The organism is Vibrio scophthalmi, assembly GCF_040869025.1.
Lineage (GTDB): Bacteria > Pseudomonadota > Gammaproteobacteria > Enterobacterales > Vibrionaceae > Vibrio > Vibrio scophthalmi.
The window spans coordinates 1774947-1792420 of the sequence record NZ_CP134271.1; the positions used below are offsets into that span (position 1 = coordinate 1774947).

Consider the following 17474-nt stretch of genomic DNA (forward strand, 5'->3'; position numbering starts at 1 on the left):
TGTATAAAGAGCTTCGTCCACGTTTATAGAATGAAATAAAGCTATTGTTTAACAGCTCAGAACAGAGTTGTTTTTGGATGTAGAAGCGCCGAAAGCGTTTTCAGGCAGAACAACAGGGATACAGCGCAGGTAGTGTTTGAGTTGCATCTCAGCCGAGCTATGCCCTGCCAGTTTTGACACACCATAAAGATCCATGCCGCGCTTGTAGAGTTCAGATGAGCCAGTTGCTCGTAGGTCGTGAAAATGTAGGTCATCAATACCGAGCGCTTTCATTGCTTTCGTCCATGATGTGCTCACTGATTTTGGATTGAATGGAAAAATCGGATCAGTAGGCTCTCCCTTTGGCATTTTGTTGATGATGGCAATAGTGGCGGCATTGAGCACGATTTTAGTGGTTTTGTTGTCATCATCATCGGTTGGAGTTTTACGTTTATCGACAGTCAGAATATGTGACGATTCATCGTAGTCTTTCCATTTTATTTTCAGGCAAATTTCGCTGAGGCGCATACATGTATACAAAGCAAACCACATGATGTCTATCATCGGGATTGATGAGCGCCCTCTCATATCCATGTTTTCGTAGTATTCAGTAATGAGTTTTAATTCGTCGAGTGACAACACGCTTTTACGTGCCTTACTTTTACTGATCAGTCCAAACCTTTTTAACGTTGGTCTCGCATCGCGAATCGTATCAGTGTTGAAATTGAACCCTAATAACGTATTGGCATCAGCAAAAGCGGTGGATAGCCCACTCAGGTAGCCACTCATTGTTGAAGGTGAGAGCTGATACTGCTTTTGGATCTCCATCATTGATTTAGCGATGTCATGAGAGCCAATCAAATCAATCGGTAGATCTGCAAATGATGAATCAATAAATCGCTTAATGATGGTCGGTAGATTCTTGTTGTATCGAGATGCCAGCTCTTCATCCGCGAATACATAAGATTGAAATTGATCAAGGGCATCGCCAACCGCGAGATCTGGCAGAAGGAATCCATAATCACGGGCTTCAATTTGTGCGCGGATTGATTTAGCAAACCGCTCCGCTTTTAGTTTTGTGTTAAATGTACGAGACATAGAAAATTTAATAGGATCTTTTTTTCCAGCTCGCACACGTACTTTGTAGGACATTCCGGATTTTAGGTATTGCGGTTCGATATATGGTTTTGCCATTACTTTACTCTTATTAACTAACTGGTTTGAGCCGATAGTAATAGTTTGAATTTGATTGTAAATATAATGCGGATTGGTGATTAAGTTGTTGATTTTTATATACTTGCTTTTATATTAGTGTGCTGTGATTATTGGTTTTTTAGAGTGGTATACGTATCAGTGACTTAAGGTGTTTTTGAGTTTTTGGTAGCGTTTGTTTTCATCAAAAACTGATCATTACCCCATATTTGTAACAAAATATAACCAAGAGATTTAGATGGCTCTCTCACTCAACCAGTGATGAATGAGGAGCCACGAGTTTATCAGTTGATGCGTTTGTGAATGTCTTCAACACTCAAGCGAAGATAAATATTGTTAAGTACGTTGATGTCACGGTGCCCTGTAATACGTGATATTTCAACGATGTTGAGTCCTCGTTCAAACAGCCTGCATGCCCCTTCAGCTCGTAGGTCATGGTAGTGCAGGTCATGAATCCCCTGTTCATGGCACATTCTCTGCCATGCAGCACCAATTGATGTTGATTTATAAGGAAAAATGCACGGATCAATTTTTGGCTGACGCTTGATGATCTCAATGGCATCACTAAATAACGGAATAGTGCAGTGATTACCCTTTTTCTGCCGTGGGTCTTTGCGATCTCGAATGACCACTGTACCTGCGTTTTCATCAAAGTCTTCCCATCTGATCCGTGTTATTTCGCCAAGTCGCATACAAGTAGAAAGTGACATGTGGAAAATATCTACGAGAGGAATGGATGAGGCTCGGTGGCTCTCACGTTTTCTTAACCCTTGCTCTGCTAGATTCAATTCAACCTCAGTTGGACGTCGATCTCGTTTCTCACTGCGCCCAATAAGACGATATTTAATCAACGTCGGTATCGCTTCATTGTGTGCATGTACGTTGGCGTTGTAGCCAAACATTGGCCCTGCAACGTTGATCACGCTACGCAAGTAGGTTATGTCCTGATAGACCGTTTGTGGTGTTGGAGCGGTTGGCTCGGCAAGCCTTACGCGGCAATGCTGTACTAAATGTGTTGCCGTCAATAGATGTGCAGGAACAAGCGCAATATCATACGAGCGTAACCGCCTTAACACCGCGGATTTAGAGCGTCCCAGATCGCGAGATGTGATGGGATCTTCAAGGTAGAGCGTGATTAAGTCACCAATCAAAATTTCTTTCGAACCAGATTCAAGTGAGGGGATGCCATCTTCTAGCAGTTCTTTAGCTAACTGTTTTGCCCACTTATTCGCATCGCTCTTTTTGCCAAACGTCTTAGACTTTTCGAACAAACGTTTGCCGTTTCTAGCTTCTCTCACTCGTGCCTTGTATCGAGTCCCTTGCTTACTCGCTACTTTTTCAATACTAATCGTTGCCACAATAATTTCCTCTGATTGGGTTGTGGCAAAGACGCTTGCAATGGTGGCGGTGCAGATTTTGCGAAATGTGATCTTGGCTGTATAATCCACGACCCAAATTCGCATGAAGATTTCTGCTTTTCGTGTCCCTAAAAGTCCCTAAATTGATCCCTTAAGGGACTTTTTAAGTTAAAACCGGACAAAATATGCAGAAATAGGTCATTGCAAAATTCGTATGACATATTTCTATATTGTTGATTTTTAAGGTTTTAATTATGATTTTCCCCTCTTCTCGTTTCAGCGTTGCCCCTATGCTTGATTGGACCGATCGCCACTGTCGTTACTTTCATCGCTTGTTGTCTAGCGAGACGCAACTGTACACAGAAATGGTGACAACGGGTGCCATCATCCACGGCAAGGGAGACTTCCTCGCATACAATGAGCAAGAGCATCCACTTGTACTGCAATTAGGTGGTTCAAATACCGCCGACCTTGCTACGTGTGCAAAACTTGCCGCTGAGCGTGGTTACGATGAGATCAATCTCAACGTCGGTTGCCCATCAGATCGTGTACAGAACGGTCGTTTTGGTGCTTGCTTAATGGCTGAGCCTCAATTGGTGGCAGATTGCGTGGCAGCAATGAAAGATGTTGTCGATATTCCAGTAACAGTCAAAACCCGCATTGGTATTGATGATCACGATTCGTATGAGTTCCTAACGGATTTTGTATCAATCGTATCGGAAAAAGGTGGTTGTGAGCAATTTACTATCCATGCACGTAAAGCATGGTTATCAGGTTTAAGCCCGAAAGAAAACCGTGAAATTCCACCATTGGATTATCCACGAGCTTACCAACTGAAAAAAGATTTCGCTCATTTGGTGATTGCGGTGAACGGTGGTGTCAAAACTCTGCAAGAGGCACAAGAGCATCTTAAGCATTTAGACGGTGTCATGGTGGGTCGCGAAGCGTATCAAAACCCATATATCTTGGCGGAAGTTGACCAACTTATCTTTGGCCTTGATAAGCCGGTGAAGAAGCGTACCCAAGTGGTTGAAGAAATGTACCCGTACATTGAGCAACAGCTATCTAATGGTGCTTATCTTGGTCATATGACTCGTCATATGTTGGGTTTGTTCCAAAACATGCCTGGTGCGCGTCAATGGCGTCGTCACATTAGTGAAAATGCGCATAAACCGGGTTCAGGTATTGAAGTGGTTGAAGCGGCACTGGCTAAAATTCCCAAAGAATTGAATGTGTAAAAATTGCCACAATTGAGTGGCGAAAAATACCTCACTCTTAATGAAAGCGCTCTGAATAATAGAGCGCTTTTTTATTTGTTTATATATATTAGATGGTTAGAGTTTTTCTGAAATTGGCATGCTTCCTGCGATAGGTTGTGTAAAGAAGAGGGGAAACGGTATGTTTGAATTAATCTTTATATTAGTGTTTATCGCAACTTTATTGGTCACGGGGTTAACCATGGTGACGGTTTTTGCCGCCGCGGGTTTTGCTCTATTGGTGATGGTGTTGCTTGGTATGCTTGGCGCCGTGTTTAAAATCTTGCCGTGGTTGATTGTGATCGCGCTAGGCTTTTGGTTCTTTAAGCATTACGTTTATTGCTCAAGATAGCGAAGTACAGAGGATGTGATAATATTCTGGGTAAGAACTTACAGCGTTGTCTTGCTTAGGAGCAAATATTCGATGAACAGATCCGCATTCACACTTATAGCAACACTATCGATGGCCTCAACATCGGTAATGGCCCAATCTTTCACTGGTGATATTGGCGCTGATGTGTGGTTTGGTGATAGTAAAATCGATGAGACTCGTCGAGATGATGCTTCTGTGCCAACCCTTTATTTTTCGCTAGAGCATGATATGGCCTACGTGCCGAACGTTGGTTTTCGCTACACGAGTGTTGATACGGACTACGCAGGGTTTGATAAATACGACTTTACGTTTTACTACAAAATTCTTGAACGTGAGTTGATGACGTTCGATGCGGGTGCAACATTAACGCAGTACAGCAATAGTCATTACCGAACCAAAGAGTCTGCAACACCTAAGTATGACTTTGATGAGTTAACTTTTAATTGGTATGCCTATGCGGAGCTTTATATTCCTAATACCAATTTTGACATCATCGGTCAGTTTGATTTTGGTAACAGTAAAGGCATTAAGAGTGCTGATGTATTAGCTGGGCTACAATATAAAATCAAAACCAATTCAGGCAATGTTGTTTTACGCGGTGGTTATCGCGTTATCGACTTGGAGTTTGAAGATCTTGCCAAGCAATCTCCGGCGACAGCGGAGTCTTATGTTTTTGTAAATGGTTTCTTCCTTGGAGCGGAATACAATTTCTAGCCTTTCTGAGAAGATTTTTTTAAAACGTCGCTTTTTAACGCGGCGTTTTTTTATATCTTTTTTTTATAATAAAGGGGGATTTGTTAGCAGTTCTAGCGCTATGCGCCATGCTTATACGATGAAAGGGAGTTTTAACTAGGGCTAGTGAACATGACAATTAATGAGCTTAGAAATCTTTATCGTGAGAACAAGTTGGTTGAGGCCATCATTGAACCTTCCGCGGAAGAGGGCTTTTGGGTGGTGGAGTTTCGCCATGCGCATGGTGAATTCTTACTTTTAACCGATGTTCATGGTGAAGAGTGTCATTACGGTGATTTAAACTTAGCCTCGAAATCGGCCATGGCGGTGGGTTTCAATCAGGTACGTGTTGAGAACTGATTTAGCCCTCTTTCCCAATGCTTTAATTCCAAAAGTTATAAAACATTCACTTCTATTCTTTCTTGTTATTAAAAAGAGTGGTTAATCTATAATCACGCAATGAACAGGGATGTCGAGACCATGTCTTTAAACAAGAATGTGTCCTCTCAAGGAAACACACAAGAATTACCATCAGTCGCTAGCCCACTGAATGATCAACAATTAAATCAACTACAACAAACAGTGACCGATTTATCGTCACAGCAATTAGCTTGGGTGAGCGGGTATTTTTGGGGTTTAGCCCAGCACCAACAACCTGCTGCCGCTGCTGCGCCGATTAATCAAGCCGCTGCCGCCGTTGCTGCCAAACCTGCGGGCAAGTTAGCGATTATCTATGCGTCGCAAACTGGTAATGCAAAGGGGGTTGCAGAAGCTCTGGAACAAGAAGCCAAGGCACAAGGTATTGCTGTGCAACTTTTTGATGCTAGTGATTATAAAGGTAAGAACTTAGCTAAAGAGACGCACGTTATCATCGTGGCCTCAACTAACGGCGAAGGCGAGGCGCCAGATAATGCCATTGAATTGCACGAGTTTCTGCAATCAAAGAAGGCGCCTAAATTACCTAACCTACAATATGGTGTCATTGGCCTAGGTGACTCTAGCTACGAATTTTTCTGTCAAACCGGTAAAGATTTTGATCAGTATCTAGCAAAACAGGGAGCGACAGCTTTCATCGATCGTATTGACTGTGATGTTGATTACGAAGCACCAGCTGGAGAATGGCGAGCTAAAGCACTGGAAGTGGTTAAAGAAGCGCTTTCTTCTGGCGCAGAAGCGGAAGTTGTACAGCTACCTGTCGGCCAAGCGGCAGGGCATTCTCAATACACCAAACAAAATCCTTACACCGCAACGCTGTTAACCAGCCAAAAAATCACAGGCCGTGATTCAGGTAAAGATGTTCGTCATATTGCGATTGATCTCGATGGCTCAGGTATTACTTACCAGCCAGGCGATGCATTAGGTGTTTGGTATGAAAACAGTGCAGAACTTGCCAATGCTATTTTGGCTAAAGTTGGATTGTCAGGCGTGGAGAGTATCGATGTCGATGGTGAAAGCCTATCTATCCACAGTGCACTGGTCGCCAAATATGAAATCACGACTGCTAATCCGCAATTTGTGACTAACTTTGCTGAGCTATCAGCGAGCAAAAAATTGCAAAAGCTGGTGGAAGATAAAGATAAGCTGCGTGAATACGCGGGTAATACTCAGATTGTTGATGTATTAGCAGAGAAGAAAACCAAACTTAACGCAGAACAATTGGTTGGTTTACTGCGTCGCTTAACGCCACGTCTTTATTCAATTGCTTCGGCTCAATCGGAAGTTGATGAAGAAGTGCATTTAACAGTCGGCGTGGTCGAGTATCAGCAAGGTGAAGAAACTCGCTTTGGTGGCGCATCCAGTTATCTTTCTCATCGCCTTGAAGAAGGTGGTGAAGTGAAAGTCTTCATCGAGAACAACAATAACTTCAAGTTACCTCAAGATGACAATACACCAGTGATCATGATTGGTCCTGGAACGGGTATTGCGCCATTCCGCAGCTTTATTCAAGAGCGTGATAATCGTGATGCGGAAGGAAAAAACTGGTTGTTCTTTGGCGATCGCACCTTTACTCAAGATTTCCTGTACCAAGTTGAATGGCAAAAGTATTTAAAATCAGGTGTTTTATCCCAGCTTGATGTGGCCTTTAGCCGTGATCAGCAAGACAAAGTTTATGTACAACATCGTCTTTTAGAGAATGGTCAGCAGTTATGGCAATGGATAGAAGAGGGTGCTTATCTCTACGTGTGTGGTGATGCGACTCGCATGGCGAAAGATGTTCATGAAGCATTGATTGAAGTAGTGCAAGAACATGGCAAGTTAAGCAAAGAAAAAGCAGAGGAATTTATTACCACTCTGCGTAAGGAAAAACGTTACCAAAGGGATGTGTACTAATGAGCAAAGAACAACAAGAAGTACTCGGTGAAGTATTGGGCCCTTTGGCTGACAACGAACGATTAAAGCGTGAAAGTAACTATCTACGTGGAACGATTGAGCAAGATTTACAAGATAAAATCACGGGTGGTTTTACGGCAGACAATTTCCAGTTGATTCGCTTTCATGGCATGTATCAACAAGATGACCGTGATATTCGTAATGAGCGTGCAAAACAAAAACTTGAGCCGTTACACAATGTCATGCTGCGTGCACGTATGCCAGGTGGCATTATTACGCCAACTCAATGGCTAGCGATTGATAAGTTTGCCACTGACCATTCACTTTATGGCAGCATCCGTCTGACTACGCGTCAAACGTTTCAGTTTCATGGGGTATTAAAGCCAAACGTGAAACTGATGCACCAAACGCTCAACAGTATTGGTATTGATTCAATTGCGACAGCGGGTGATGTAAACCGTAATGTTCTATGTACCACTAACCCAGTTGAATCAGAGCTTCATCAAGAAGCTTATGAGTGGGCGAAAAAAATCAGTGAGCACTTATTGCCGAAAACCCAAGCCTATGCCGAAATTTGGCTTGATGGTGAAAAAGTAGAAACCACTGAGAATGATGAACCGATTCTCGGAAAACATTACCTACCACGTAAATTCAAAACGACGGTTGTGATCCCTCCGCAAAATGATGTTGATGTGCATGCTAACGATTTGAACTTTGTGGCGATTGCGGAAAACGGCAAACTGATCGGTTTCAACGTGCTGGTGGGCGGTGGTCTTGCTATGACTCATGGTGATACTTCAACTTATGCTCGTCGAGCGGATGATTTTGGTTTCGTTCCTTTAGATAAAACATTGGATGTTGCCGCGGCAGTCGTGACGACTCAACGTGATTGGGGTAACCGTTCTAACCGTAAAAATGCAAAAACCAAATACACCTTAGACCGTGTTGGGATTGATGTGTTTAAAGCGGAAGTCGAAAAGCGTGCAGAAGTTAAGTTCTCCGATAGTCGTCCTTACGAGTTCACTGAACGTGGTGACCGAATCGGCTGGGTAGAAGGTATTGATGGCAAGCATCATCTTGCTCTCTTTATAGAGAACGGTCGTTTGCTCGATTTTCCAGGCAAACCACTCAAAACGGGAATGGCTGAGATAGCCAAGATTCACAAAGGTGATTTCCGTATGACCGCCAATCAAAACTTAATTGTGGCTGGGGTATCTAAAGCAAATAAAGCCAAGATTGAGAAGATAGCGATTGCACATGGTTTGATGGATGACACCGTGAGTGAGCAGCGTAAAAACTCAATGGCGTGTGTCGCATTCCCTACCTGTCCTTTGGCGATGGCAGAAGCAGAACGTTTTCTACCGCAATTTGTAACGGATGTAGAAGATATCTTGGTGAAGCATGGCCTACCCAAAGAAGACAACATCATTTTACGTGTAACTGGTTGTCCTAATGGCTGTGGTCGCGCGATGTTGGCGGAGATTGGATTGGTCGGAAAAGCCCCAGGACGTTACAACTTACATTTAGGTGGTAACCGTGGCGGTACCCGTATACCGAAAATGTACAAAGAGAACATTACTGATAAACAGATCTTAGAAGAGATTGATCAGCTGGTGGAGCGTTGGGCTAAAGAGCGTAATGACGGTGAGGGTTTCGGTGATTTCACCATTCGCGCTGGCATTATAGAAGAAGTCTTCGTATCTAAGAGGGATTTGCATGCTTGAGTCGACAACACAAAAGGTAGAGCTTCAGCAATTACTGGCACTGACAAAAACAGAGCAAATATTGCAACTCTCTTCTATTAACCACCAACTAGAGCAAATGACAGCGCAGCAGCGTGTTGCTTGGGCAATCGAAAACTTGGGCGGAGAGCATGTGGTTTCGTCGAGCTTTGGTATTCAAGCGGCACTCATGCTTCATCTTGTGACGCAAGCAAAACCAGATATCCCAGTTATTCTGACTGATACCGGTTATCTCTTTGGAGAGACCTACCAATTTATAGAGCAATTAACCAAGCAGTTGACTCTAAACCTCAAAGTGTACCGCGCAAAGCAAAGTCCAGTGTGGCAAGAAGCTGTGTACGGTAAGTTGTGGGAGCAGGGGATTGAAGGTATAGAGAAGTATAACAAGCTAAATAAGGTTGAACCGATGCGCCGAGCGTTGGATGAACTGCAAGTTGGTACTTGGTTTTCGGGGTTGCGTAGAGAGCAATCCCAATCCAGAGCAAATTTGCCAATACTCTCAATCCAAAATGGTGTGTTTAAATTCCTACCGGTGATCGACTGGAGTAATAAAGATGTGCATTACTATTTAGAAGAGCATGGTTTGGCTTACCACCCGCTGAGAGAAGAAGGTTATCTCTCGGTAGGGGATACTCATACCACAAAGAAGTGGGAACCTGGAATGAAAGAAGAAGAAACACGGTTCTTTGGCCTAAAACGTGAGTGTGGGCTACATGAAGATGATGGAGAGCAGTACGGATCCGGTATTTAGCTCTATATAGAAGTAAAAAAGGCTGCATTGTGCAGCCTTTTTTGAACACGGAAAATACCAAATGTGGATAACTCTGTGAGTAATTTGTTGGTGTCTTATGGGTAAAGTTGAATAAATAAGCCGTTGCCGATAAAATCTGCGTCTAGTCGTTATTTTTGCAACTTTTGCAAATTAACGCTTGCCAATGTGACGATGATCTCTATAATGCCCACCTGTCGACGAGGCAAGGCTCTATAAGGGTTTAAGGCCAAAACGACAAGGTCAGAAAGAAAGGCGAAGTAGTTAGAGTGGTTTACTTTTTAAAAGTAAAATAAAACACAAAAGTGTTTGACACTGAGAATTATCTCGCTAGAATGGCCGCCTCTTCCAGAGTGATGTAAGTCACAAAGAAGAACGCTCTTTAAAAATATAAACCTATCAATCTGTGTGGGCACTCGTTGATGATAATCCAATAAGTTATTGCTTAGGCAATGACTGTTTCTTCGGAAACAAATTGGGTTCAATGAACTGAGTGACCAATCGAGATTAAGTTTTACTTAGTCTTGGCACAGTCAATTCATTATCGTTCTGTTGGAACGATAATAGCTTTAAAATTACTTTTAGTAGTTTTGAAGTCAGTATTCATTGAGCCGACAAAATCTTAAATTGAAGAGTTTGATCATGGCTCAGATTGAACGCTGGCGGCAGGCCTAACACATGCAAGTCGAGCGGTAACAGAAAGAAAGCTTGCTTTCTTTGCTGACGAGCGGCGGACGGGTGAGTAATGCCTGGGAATATGCCTTGATGTGGGGGATAACCATTGGAAACGATGGCTAATACCGCATAATGCCTACGGGCCAAAGAGGGGGATCTTCGGACCTCTCGCGTCAAGATTAGCCCAGGTGGGATTAGCTAGTTGGTGAGGTAATGGCTCACCAAGGCGACGATCCCTAGCTGGTCTGAGAGGATGATCAGCCACACTGGAACTGAGACACGGTCCAGACTCCTACGGGAGGCAGCAGTGGGGAATATTGCACAATGGGCGCAAGCCTGATGCAGCCATGCCGCGTGTGTGAAGAAGGCCTTCGGGTTGTAAAGCACTTTCAGTCGTGAGGAAGGTTCATACGTTAATAGCGTATGGATTTGACGTTAGCGACAGAAGAAGCACCGGCTAACTCCGTGCCAGCAGCCGCGGTAATACGGAGGGTGCGAGCGTTAATCGGAATTACTGGGCGTAAAGCGCATGCAGGTGGTTTGTTAAGTCAGATGTGAAAGCCCGGGGCTCAACCTCGGAATTGCATTTGAAACTGGCAGACTAGAGTACTGTAGAGGGGGGTAGAATTTCAGGTGTAGCGGTGAAATGCGTAGAGATCTGAAGGAATACCGGTGGCGAAGGCGGCCCCCTGGACAGATACTGACACTCAGATGCGAAAGCGTGGGGAGCAAACAGGATTAGATACCCTGGTAGTCCACGCCGTAAACGATGTCTACTTGGAGGTTGTGGCCTTGAGCCGTGGCTTTCGGAGCTAACGCGTTAAGTAGACCGCCTGGGGAGTACGGTCGCAAGATTAAAACTCAAATGAATTGACGGGGGCCCGCACAAGCGGTGGAGCATGTGGTTTAATTCGATGCAACGCGAAGAACCTTACCTACTCTTGACATCCAGAGAAGCCAGCGGAGACGCAGGTGTGCCTTCGGGAACTCTGAGACAGGTGCTGCATGGCTGTCGTCAGCTCGTGTTGTGAAATGTTGGGTTAAGTCCCGCAACGAGCGCAACCCTTATCCTTGTTTGCCAGCGAGTAATGTCGGGAACTCCAGGGAGACTGCCGGTGATAAACCGGAGGAAGGTGGGGACGACGTCAAGTCATCATGGCCCTTACGAGTAGGGCTACACACGTGCTACAATGGCGCATACAGAGGGCTGCCAACCAGCGATGGTGAGCGAATCCCAAAAAGTGCGTCGTAGTCCGGATTGGAGTCTGCAACTCGACTCCATGAAGTCGGAATCGCTAGTAATCGTGGATCAGAATGCCACGGTGAATACGTTCCCGGGCCTTGTACACACCGCCCGTCACACCATGGGAGTGGGCTGCAAAAGAAGTGGGTAGTTTAACCTTTCGGGGAGGACGCTCACCACTTTGTGGTTCATGACTGGGGTGAAGTCGTAACAAGGTAGCGCTAGGGGAACCTGGCGCTGGATCACCTCCTTATACGATGATTACTCACGATGAGTGTCCACACAGATTGATACGTTTATAAAGTTTAAGAGTTAAACTAGTGTCCCGTTCGTCTAGAGGCCTAGGACACCGCCCTTTCACGGCGGTAACAGGGGTTCGACTCCCCTACGGGATACCATCTTTAAGCACTTTTTAGGTTCTACCTACTGAGAGTTTTTAAAAATGGTTCATTAGTTTGAATCTAGCTCTTTAACAATTTGGAAAGCTGACTGATAACAACATTGTTGTTATCAAAAAAAGTTCTCAATGTTTATCTTTAAGATAAACACCAAAAAACACATTCAAGTGTTCTTGGCAATATCATCATTTATGATGATTATTCGAAATTGAGTCCGGCAAAATCGAACGTCTCTCACTCATAAAATAGAGAGACAACTTGGTTGTTTAACGAAACTCCTTCGGGTTGTATGGTTAAGTGACTAAGCGTACACGGTGGATGCCTTGGCAGTCAGAGGCGATGAAAGACGTAGTAACTTGCGATAAGCCCAGATTAGGTAGTAACAACCATTTGAGTCTGGGATTTCTGAATGGGGAAACCCACGTGCATAAGCACGTATCATTAACTGAATACATAGGTTAATGAGGCGAACCGGGGGAACTGAAACATCTAAGTACCCCGAGGAAAAGAAATCAACCGAGATTCCGAAAGTAGCGGCGAGCGAAATTGGATTAGCCCTTAAGCGTTTTATGCGTCAGGTGAAACTTCTGGAAAGTTGTGCGATACAGGGTGATAGCCCCGTAACCGGCAACGCATATTAGGTGAAAACGAGTAGGGCGGGACACGTGTTATCCTGTCTGAATATGGGGGGACCATCCTCCAAGGCTAAATACTACTGACTGACCGATAGTGAACCAGTACCGTGAGGGAAAGGCGAAAAGAACCCCTGTGAGGGGAGTGAAATAGAACCTGAAACCGTGTACGTACAAGCAGTAGGAGCGGGCATTGCGTCCCGTGACTGCGTACCTTTTGTATAATGGGTCAGCGACTTAATTTTAGTAGCAAGGTTAACCATCTAGGGGAGCCGTAGGGAAACCGAGTCTTAACTGGGCGTATAGTTGCTAGAATTAGACCCGAAACCAGGTGATCTAGCCATGGGCAGGTTGAAGATTGAGTAACATCAATTGGAGGACCGAACCGACTAATGTTGAAAAATTAGCGGATGACTTGTGGCTAGGGGTGAAAGGCCAATCAAACCTGGAGATAGCTGGTTCTCCCCGAAAGCTATTTAGGTAGCGCCTCGGACGAATACTACTGGGGGTAGAGCACTGTTAAGGCTAGGGGGTCATCCCGACTTACCAACCCTTTGCAAACTCCGAATACCAGTAAGTACTATCCGGGAGACACACGGCGGGTGCTAACGTCCGTCGTGGAGAGGGAAACAACCCAGACCGCCAGCTAAGGTCCCAAATTATTACTAAGTGGGAAACGATGTGGGAAGGCTTAGACAGCTAGGATGTTGGCTTAGAAGCAGCCATCATTTAAAGAAAGCGTAATAGCTCACTAGTCGAGTCGGCCTGCGCGGAAGATGTAACGGGGCTAAGTAATAAACCGAAGCTGCGGCAATGAAGTTTACTTCATTGGGTAGGGGAGCGTTCTGTAAGCGGTTGAAGGTGTGCTGTAAGGCATGCTGGACGTATCAGAAGTGCGAATGCTGACATGAGTAACGATAAAGGGGGTGAAAAACCTCCTCGCCGGAAGACCAAGGGTTCCTGTCCAACGTTAATCGGGGCAGGGTAAGTCGACCCCTAAGGCGAGGCCGAAAGGCGTAGTCGATGGGAAACGGGTTAATATTCCCGTACTTCTTATAATTGCGATGGGGGGACGGAGAAGGCTAGGTGGGCCTGGCGACGGTTGTCCAGGTTCAAGTACGTAGGCGGAGAGTTTAGGTAAATCCGGACTCTTGTTAACGCTGAGATACGATGTCGAGCTACTACGGTAGTGAAGTCATTGATGCCATGCTTCCAGGAAAAGCCTCTAAGCTTCAGATTATAAGAAATCGTACCCCAAACCGACACAGGTGGTCGGGTAGAGAATACCAAGGCGCTTGAGAGAACTCGGGTGAAGGAACTAGGCAAAATGGTACCGTAACTTCGGGAGAAGGTACGCTCTCGACGGTGAAGTCCCTTGCGGATGGAGCTATTGGGAGTCGCAGATACCAGGTGGCTGCAACTGTTTATTAAAAACACAGCACTGTGCAAAATCGTAAGATGACGTATACGGTGTGACGCCTGCCCGGTGCCGGAAGGTTAATTGATGGGGTTAGACTTCGGTCGAAGCTCTTGATCGAAGCCCCGGTAAACGGCGGCCGTAACTATAACGGTCCTAAGGTAGCGAAATTCCTTGTCGGGTAAGTTCCGACCTGCACGAATGGCGTAATGATGGCCACGCTGTCTCCACCCGAGACTCAGTGAAATTGAAATCGCTGTGAAGATGCAGTGTACCCGCGGCTAGACGGAAAGACCCCGTGAACCTTTACTACAGCTTGGCACTGAACATTGACCCTACATGTGTAGGATAGGTGGGAGCCTTTGAAGCACGTACGCCAGTATGTGTGGAGGCAATCTTGAAATACCACCCTTGTATGCTTGATGTTCTAACGTTGGTCCCTTATCGGGATTACGGACAGTGCCTGGTGGGTAGTTTGACTGGGGCGGTCTCCTCCCAAAGAGTAACGGAGGAGCACGAAGGTGGGCTAAACACGGTTGGACATCGTGTGGTTAGTGCAATGGCATAAGCCCGCTTAACTGCGAGAATGACGGTTCGAGCAGGTACGAAAGTAGGTCATAGTGATCCGGTGGTTCTGTATGGAAGGGCCATCGCTCAACGGATAAAAGGTACTCCGGGGATAACAGGCTGATACCGCCCAAGAGTTCATATCGACGGCGGTGTTTGGCACCTCGATGTCGGCTCATCACATCCTGGGGCTGAAGTCGGTCCCAAGGGTATGGCTGTTCGCCATTTAAAGTGGTACGCGAGCTGGGTTTAGAACGTCGTGAGACAGTTCGGTCCCTATCTGCCGTGGGCGTTGGAAAATTGAAAGGGGCTGCTCCTAGTACGAGAGGACCGGAGTGGACGAACCTCTGGTGTTCGGGTTGTCATGCCAATGGCATTGCCCGGTAGCTAAGTTCGGAATCGATAACCGCTGAAAGCATCTAAGCGGGAAGCGAGCCTTGAGATGAGTTTTCCCTGGCACTTTAAGTGCCCTAAAGGGTTGTTCGAGACTAGAACGTTGATAGGCAGGGTGTGTAAGCGCTGTGAGGCGTTGAGCTAACCTGTACTAATTGCCCGTGAGGCTTAACCATACAACACCCAAGGGGTTTTGTAGGACTCAATGCAAGAACGATTGAATGTGTAAATAGAACTTCAAACAGCTTTCCGAATTAAAGAATTTGCTTGGCGACCATAGCGTTGCGGACCCACCTGATTCCATGCCGAACTCAGAAGTGAAACGCAATAGCGCCGATGGTAGTGTGGGGTCTCCCCATGTGAGAGTAGGACATCGCCAGGCTTTATTTCGCACTTGCTTGAATTTCAAGCAAGTCACCATAAAATTTTAAGAAAACTTAGAGTTTTATGTTGACTTTCAAAGTGGGAAGCGTATTATACGCACCTCGCTGACGTGCTAAGGCACTGAAAGCAAAGCTCTTTAACAATATAAACCTATCAATCTGTGTGGGCACTCGTTGATGATAATCCAATAAGTTGTTACTTAGGTAACGACTGTTTCTTCGGAAACAAATTGGGTTCAATGAACTGAGTGACCAATACAAATAACTTCGGTTATTTGGCACAGTCAATTCATTATCGTTCTGTTGGAACGATAATAGCTTTAAAATTACTTTTAGTAGTTTTGAAGTCAGTATTCATTGAGCCGACAAAATCTTAAATTGAAGAGTTTGATCATGGCTCAGATTGAACGCTGGCGGCAGGCCTAACACATGCAAGTCGAGCGGTAACAGAGAGAAAGCTTGCTTTCTTTGCTGACGAGCGGCGGACGGGTGAGTAATGCCTGGGAATATGCCTTGATGTGGGGGATAACCATTGGAAACGATGGCTAATACCGCATAATGCCTACGGGCCAAAGAGGGGGATCTTCGGACCTCTCGCGTCAAGATTAGCCCAGGTGGGATTAGCTAGTTGGTGAGGTAATGGCTCACCAAGGCGACGATCCCTAGCTGGTCTGAGAGGATGATCAGCCACACTGGAACTGAGACACGGTCCAGACTCCTACGGGAGGCAGCAGTGGGGAATATTGCACAATGGGCGCAAGCCTGATGCAGCCATGCCGCGTGTGTGAAGAAGGCCTTCGGGTTGTAAAGCACTTTCAGTCGTGAGGAAGGTTCATACGTTAATAGCGTATGGATTTGACGTTAGCGACAGAAGAAGCACCGGCTAACTCCGTGCCAGCAGCCGCGGTAATACGGAGGGTGCGAGCGTTAATCGGAATTACTGGGCGTAAAGCGCATGCAGGTGGTTTGTTAAGTCAGATGTGAAAGCCCGGGGCTCAACCTCGGAATTGCATTTGAAACTGGCAGACTAGAGTACTGTAGAGGGGGGTAGAATTTCAGGTGTAGCGGTGAAATGCGTAGAGATCTGAAGGAATACCGGTGGCGAAGGCGGCCCCCTGGACAGATACTGACACTCAGATGCGAAAGCGTGGGGAGCAAACAGGATTAGATACCCTGGTAGTCCACGCCGTAAACGATGTCTACTTGGAGGTTGTGGCCTTGAGCCGTGGCTTTCGGAGCTAACGCGTTAAGTAGACCGCCTGGGGAGTACGGTCGCAAGATTAAAACTCAAATGAATTGACGGGGGCCCGCACAAGCGGTGGAGCATGTGGTTTAATTCGATGCAACGCGAAGAACCTTACCTACTCTTGACATCCAGAGAAGCCAGCGGAGACGCAGGTGTGCCTTCGGGAACTCTGAGACAGGTGCTGCATGGCTGTCGTCAGCTCGTGTTGTGAAATGTTGGGTTAAGTCCCGCAACGAGCGCAACCCTTATCCTTGTTTGCCAGCGAGTAATGTCGGGAACTCCAGGGAGACTGCCGGTGATAAACCGGAGGAAGGTGGGGACGACGTCAAGTCATCATGGCCCTTACGAGTAGGGCTACACACGTGCTACAATGGCGCATACAGAGGGCTGCCAACCAGCGATGGTGAGCGAATCCCAAAAAGTGCGTCGTAGTCCGGATTGGAGTCTGCAACTCGACTCCATGAAGTCGGAATCGCTAGTAATCGTGGATCAGAATGCCACGGTGAATACGTTCCCGGGCCTTGTACACACCGCCCGTCACACCATGGGAGTGGGCTGCAAAAGAAGTGGGTAGTTTAACCTTTCGGGGAGGACGCTCACCACTTTGTGGTTCATGACTGGGGTGAAGTCGTAACAAGGTAGCGCTAGGGGAACCTGGCGCTGGATCACCTCCTTATACGATGATTACTCACGATGAGTGTCCACACAGATTGATGGTTTTGAGGTTTTTAACCTCGAGCTATTATTGCTCTTTAACAATTTGGAAAG

General features: G+C 45.9%; 9 protein-coding genes, 1 tRNA gene and 4 rRNA genes. 12 read left to right on the plus strand and 2 right to left on the minus strand.

All coding sequences use genetic code 11. The features are described from left to right. Positions 1–48 precede the first annotated feature (48 nt). Both RJD38_RS08155 and RJD38_RS08160 read right to left on the minus strand, forming a co-directional pair. The gene (locus RJD38_RS08155; protein WP_367971206.1) at positions 49–1173 is read right to left on the minus strand and encodes a tyrosine-type recombinase/integrase; all 1125 of its coding nucleotides are present in this window, start codon (positions 1171–1173) and stop codon (positions 49–51) included. A gap of 302 nt (positions 1174–1475) precedes the next feature. Next, the gene (locus tag RJD38_RS08160; protein WP_367971207.1) at positions 1476–2654 is read right to left on the minus strand and encodes a tyrosine-type recombinase/integrase; all 1179 of its coding nucleotides are present in this window, start codon (positions 2652–2654) and stop codon (positions 1476–1478) included. Positions 2655–2803: 149 nt separating this feature from the next. On the opposite strand from RJD38_RS08160, the gene dusA reads away from it, so the two are divergent. The 12 genes from dusA to RJD38_RS08220 all read left to right on the plus strand — a co-directional run bounded on the left by dusA (position 2804) and on the right by RJD38_RS08220 (position 17382). Beyond that, positions 2804–3787, plus strand: coding sequence for a tRNA dihydrouridine(20/20a) synthase DusA (gene dusA, locus RJD38_RS08165; protein WP_367971208.1), 984 nt, complete (start codon positions 2804–2806; stop codon positions 3785–3787). A gap of 160 nt (positions 3788–3947) precedes the next feature. Continuing rightward, positions 3948–4157 (plus strand): envelope stress response protein PspG, encoded by a 210-nt coding sequence (gene pspG, locus RJD38_RS08170; RefSeq protein ID WP_005597063.1) that lies wholly within the window; start codon positions 3948–3950, stop codon positions 4155–4157. A 72-nt stretch (positions 4158–4229) separates the two neighbouring features. After that, positions 4230–4892, plus strand: coding sequence for a TIGR04219 family outer membrane beta-barrel protein (locus RJD38_RS08175; RefSeq protein ID WP_065429755.1), 663 nt, complete (start codon positions 4230–4232; stop codon positions 4890–4892). Between the two features lie 150 nt (positions 4893–5042). After that, positions 5043–5270 carry a hypothetical protein gene (locus RJD38_RS08180; RefSeq protein ID WP_009386358.1) on the plus strand — a complete coding sequence of 76 codons (228 nt, stop codon included), beginning with the start codon at positions 5043–5045 and terminating at the stop codon, positions 5268–5270. Positions 5271–5390: 120 nt separating this feature from the next. After that, positions 5391–7241, plus strand: a complete 1851-nt coding sequence (locus tag RJD38_RS08185) for an assimilatory sulfite reductase (NADPH) flavoprotein subunit (protein WP_065545753.1) — start codon at positions 5391–5393, stop codon at positions 7239–7241. Continuing rightward, entirely contained in the window at positions 7241–8965 is a 1725-nt protein-coding gene (cysI, locus tag RJD38_RS08190) for an assimilatory sulfite reductase (NADPH) hemoprotein subunit (protein WP_065545752.1), read from the plus strand. The genes RJD38_RS08185 and cysI overlap by 1 nt, the downstream gene beginning before the upstream one ends. Beyond that, entirely contained in the window at positions 8958–9734 is a 777-nt protein-coding gene (locus RJD38_RS08195; protein WP_005597058.1) for a phosphoadenylyl-sulfate reductase, read from the plus strand. Before cysI ends, RJD38_RS08195 begins: the two co-directional genes overlap by 8 nt. A 642-nt stretch (positions 9735–10376) precedes the next feature. After that, positions 10377–11923: ribosomal RNA gene (locus tag RJD38_RS08200) — 16S ribosomal RNA — on the plus strand. A 69-nt stretch (positions 11924–11992) separates the two neighbouring features. Further along, positions 11993–12068, plus strand: a tRNA-Glu gene (locus tag RJD38_RS08205). A 291-nt stretch (positions 12069–12359) separates the two neighbouring features. Beyond that, positions 12360–15253 (plus strand): 23S ribosomal RNA (locus RJD38_RS08210). A 90-nt stretch (positions 15254–15343) separates the two neighbouring features. Further along, positions 15344–15459, plus strand: a 5S ribosomal RNA gene (gene rrf, locus RJD38_RS08215). Between the two features lie 376 nt (positions 15460–15835). Continuing rightward, a 16S ribosomal RNA gene (locus tag RJD38_RS08220) occupies positions 15836–17382 on the plus strand. Together the 16S, 23S and 5S rRNA genes with 1 tRNA gene alongside form the textbook arrangement of a ribosomal RNA operon. Positions 17383–17474: the final 92 nt, after the last annotated feature.

Bases quoted from the DNA above. Each gene is read 5' to 3' on its own strand.
- RJD38_RS08195 (WP_005597058.1), top strand. From the start codon at position 8,958: ATGCTTGAGTCGACAACACAAAAGGTAGAGCTTCAGCAATTACTGGCA.
- dusA (WP_367971208.1), top strand. From the start codon at position 2,804: ATGATTTTCCCCTCTTCTCGTTTCAGCGTTGCCCCTATGCTTGATTGG.
- RJD38_RS08180 (WP_009386358.1), top strand. From the start codon at position 5,043: ATGACAATTAATGAGCTTAGAAATCTTTATCGTGAGAACAAGTTGGTT.
- RJD38_RS08185 (WP_065545753.1), top strand. From the start codon at position 5,391: ATGTCTTTAAACAAGAATGTGTCCTCTCAAGGAAACACACAAGAATTA.
- pspG (WP_005597063.1), top strand. From the start codon at position 3,948: ATGTTTGAATTAATCTTTATATTAGTGTTTATCGCAACTTTATTGGTC.
- RJD38_RS08155 (WP_367971206.1), bottom strand. From the start codon at position 1,173: ATGGCAAAACCATATATCGAACCGCAATACCTAAAATCCGGAATGTCC.
- RJD38_RS08160 (WP_367971207.1), bottom strand. From the start codon at position 2,654: ATGCGAATTTGGGTCGTGGATTATACAGCCAAGATCACATTTCGCAAA.
- cysI (WP_065545752.1), top strand. From the start codon at position 7,241: ATGAGCAAAGAACAACAAGAAGTACTCGGTGAAGTATTGGGCCCTTTG.
- RJD38_RS08175 (WP_065429755.1), top strand. From the start codon at position 4,230: ATGAACAGATCCGCATTCACACTTATAGCAACACTATCGATGGCCTCA.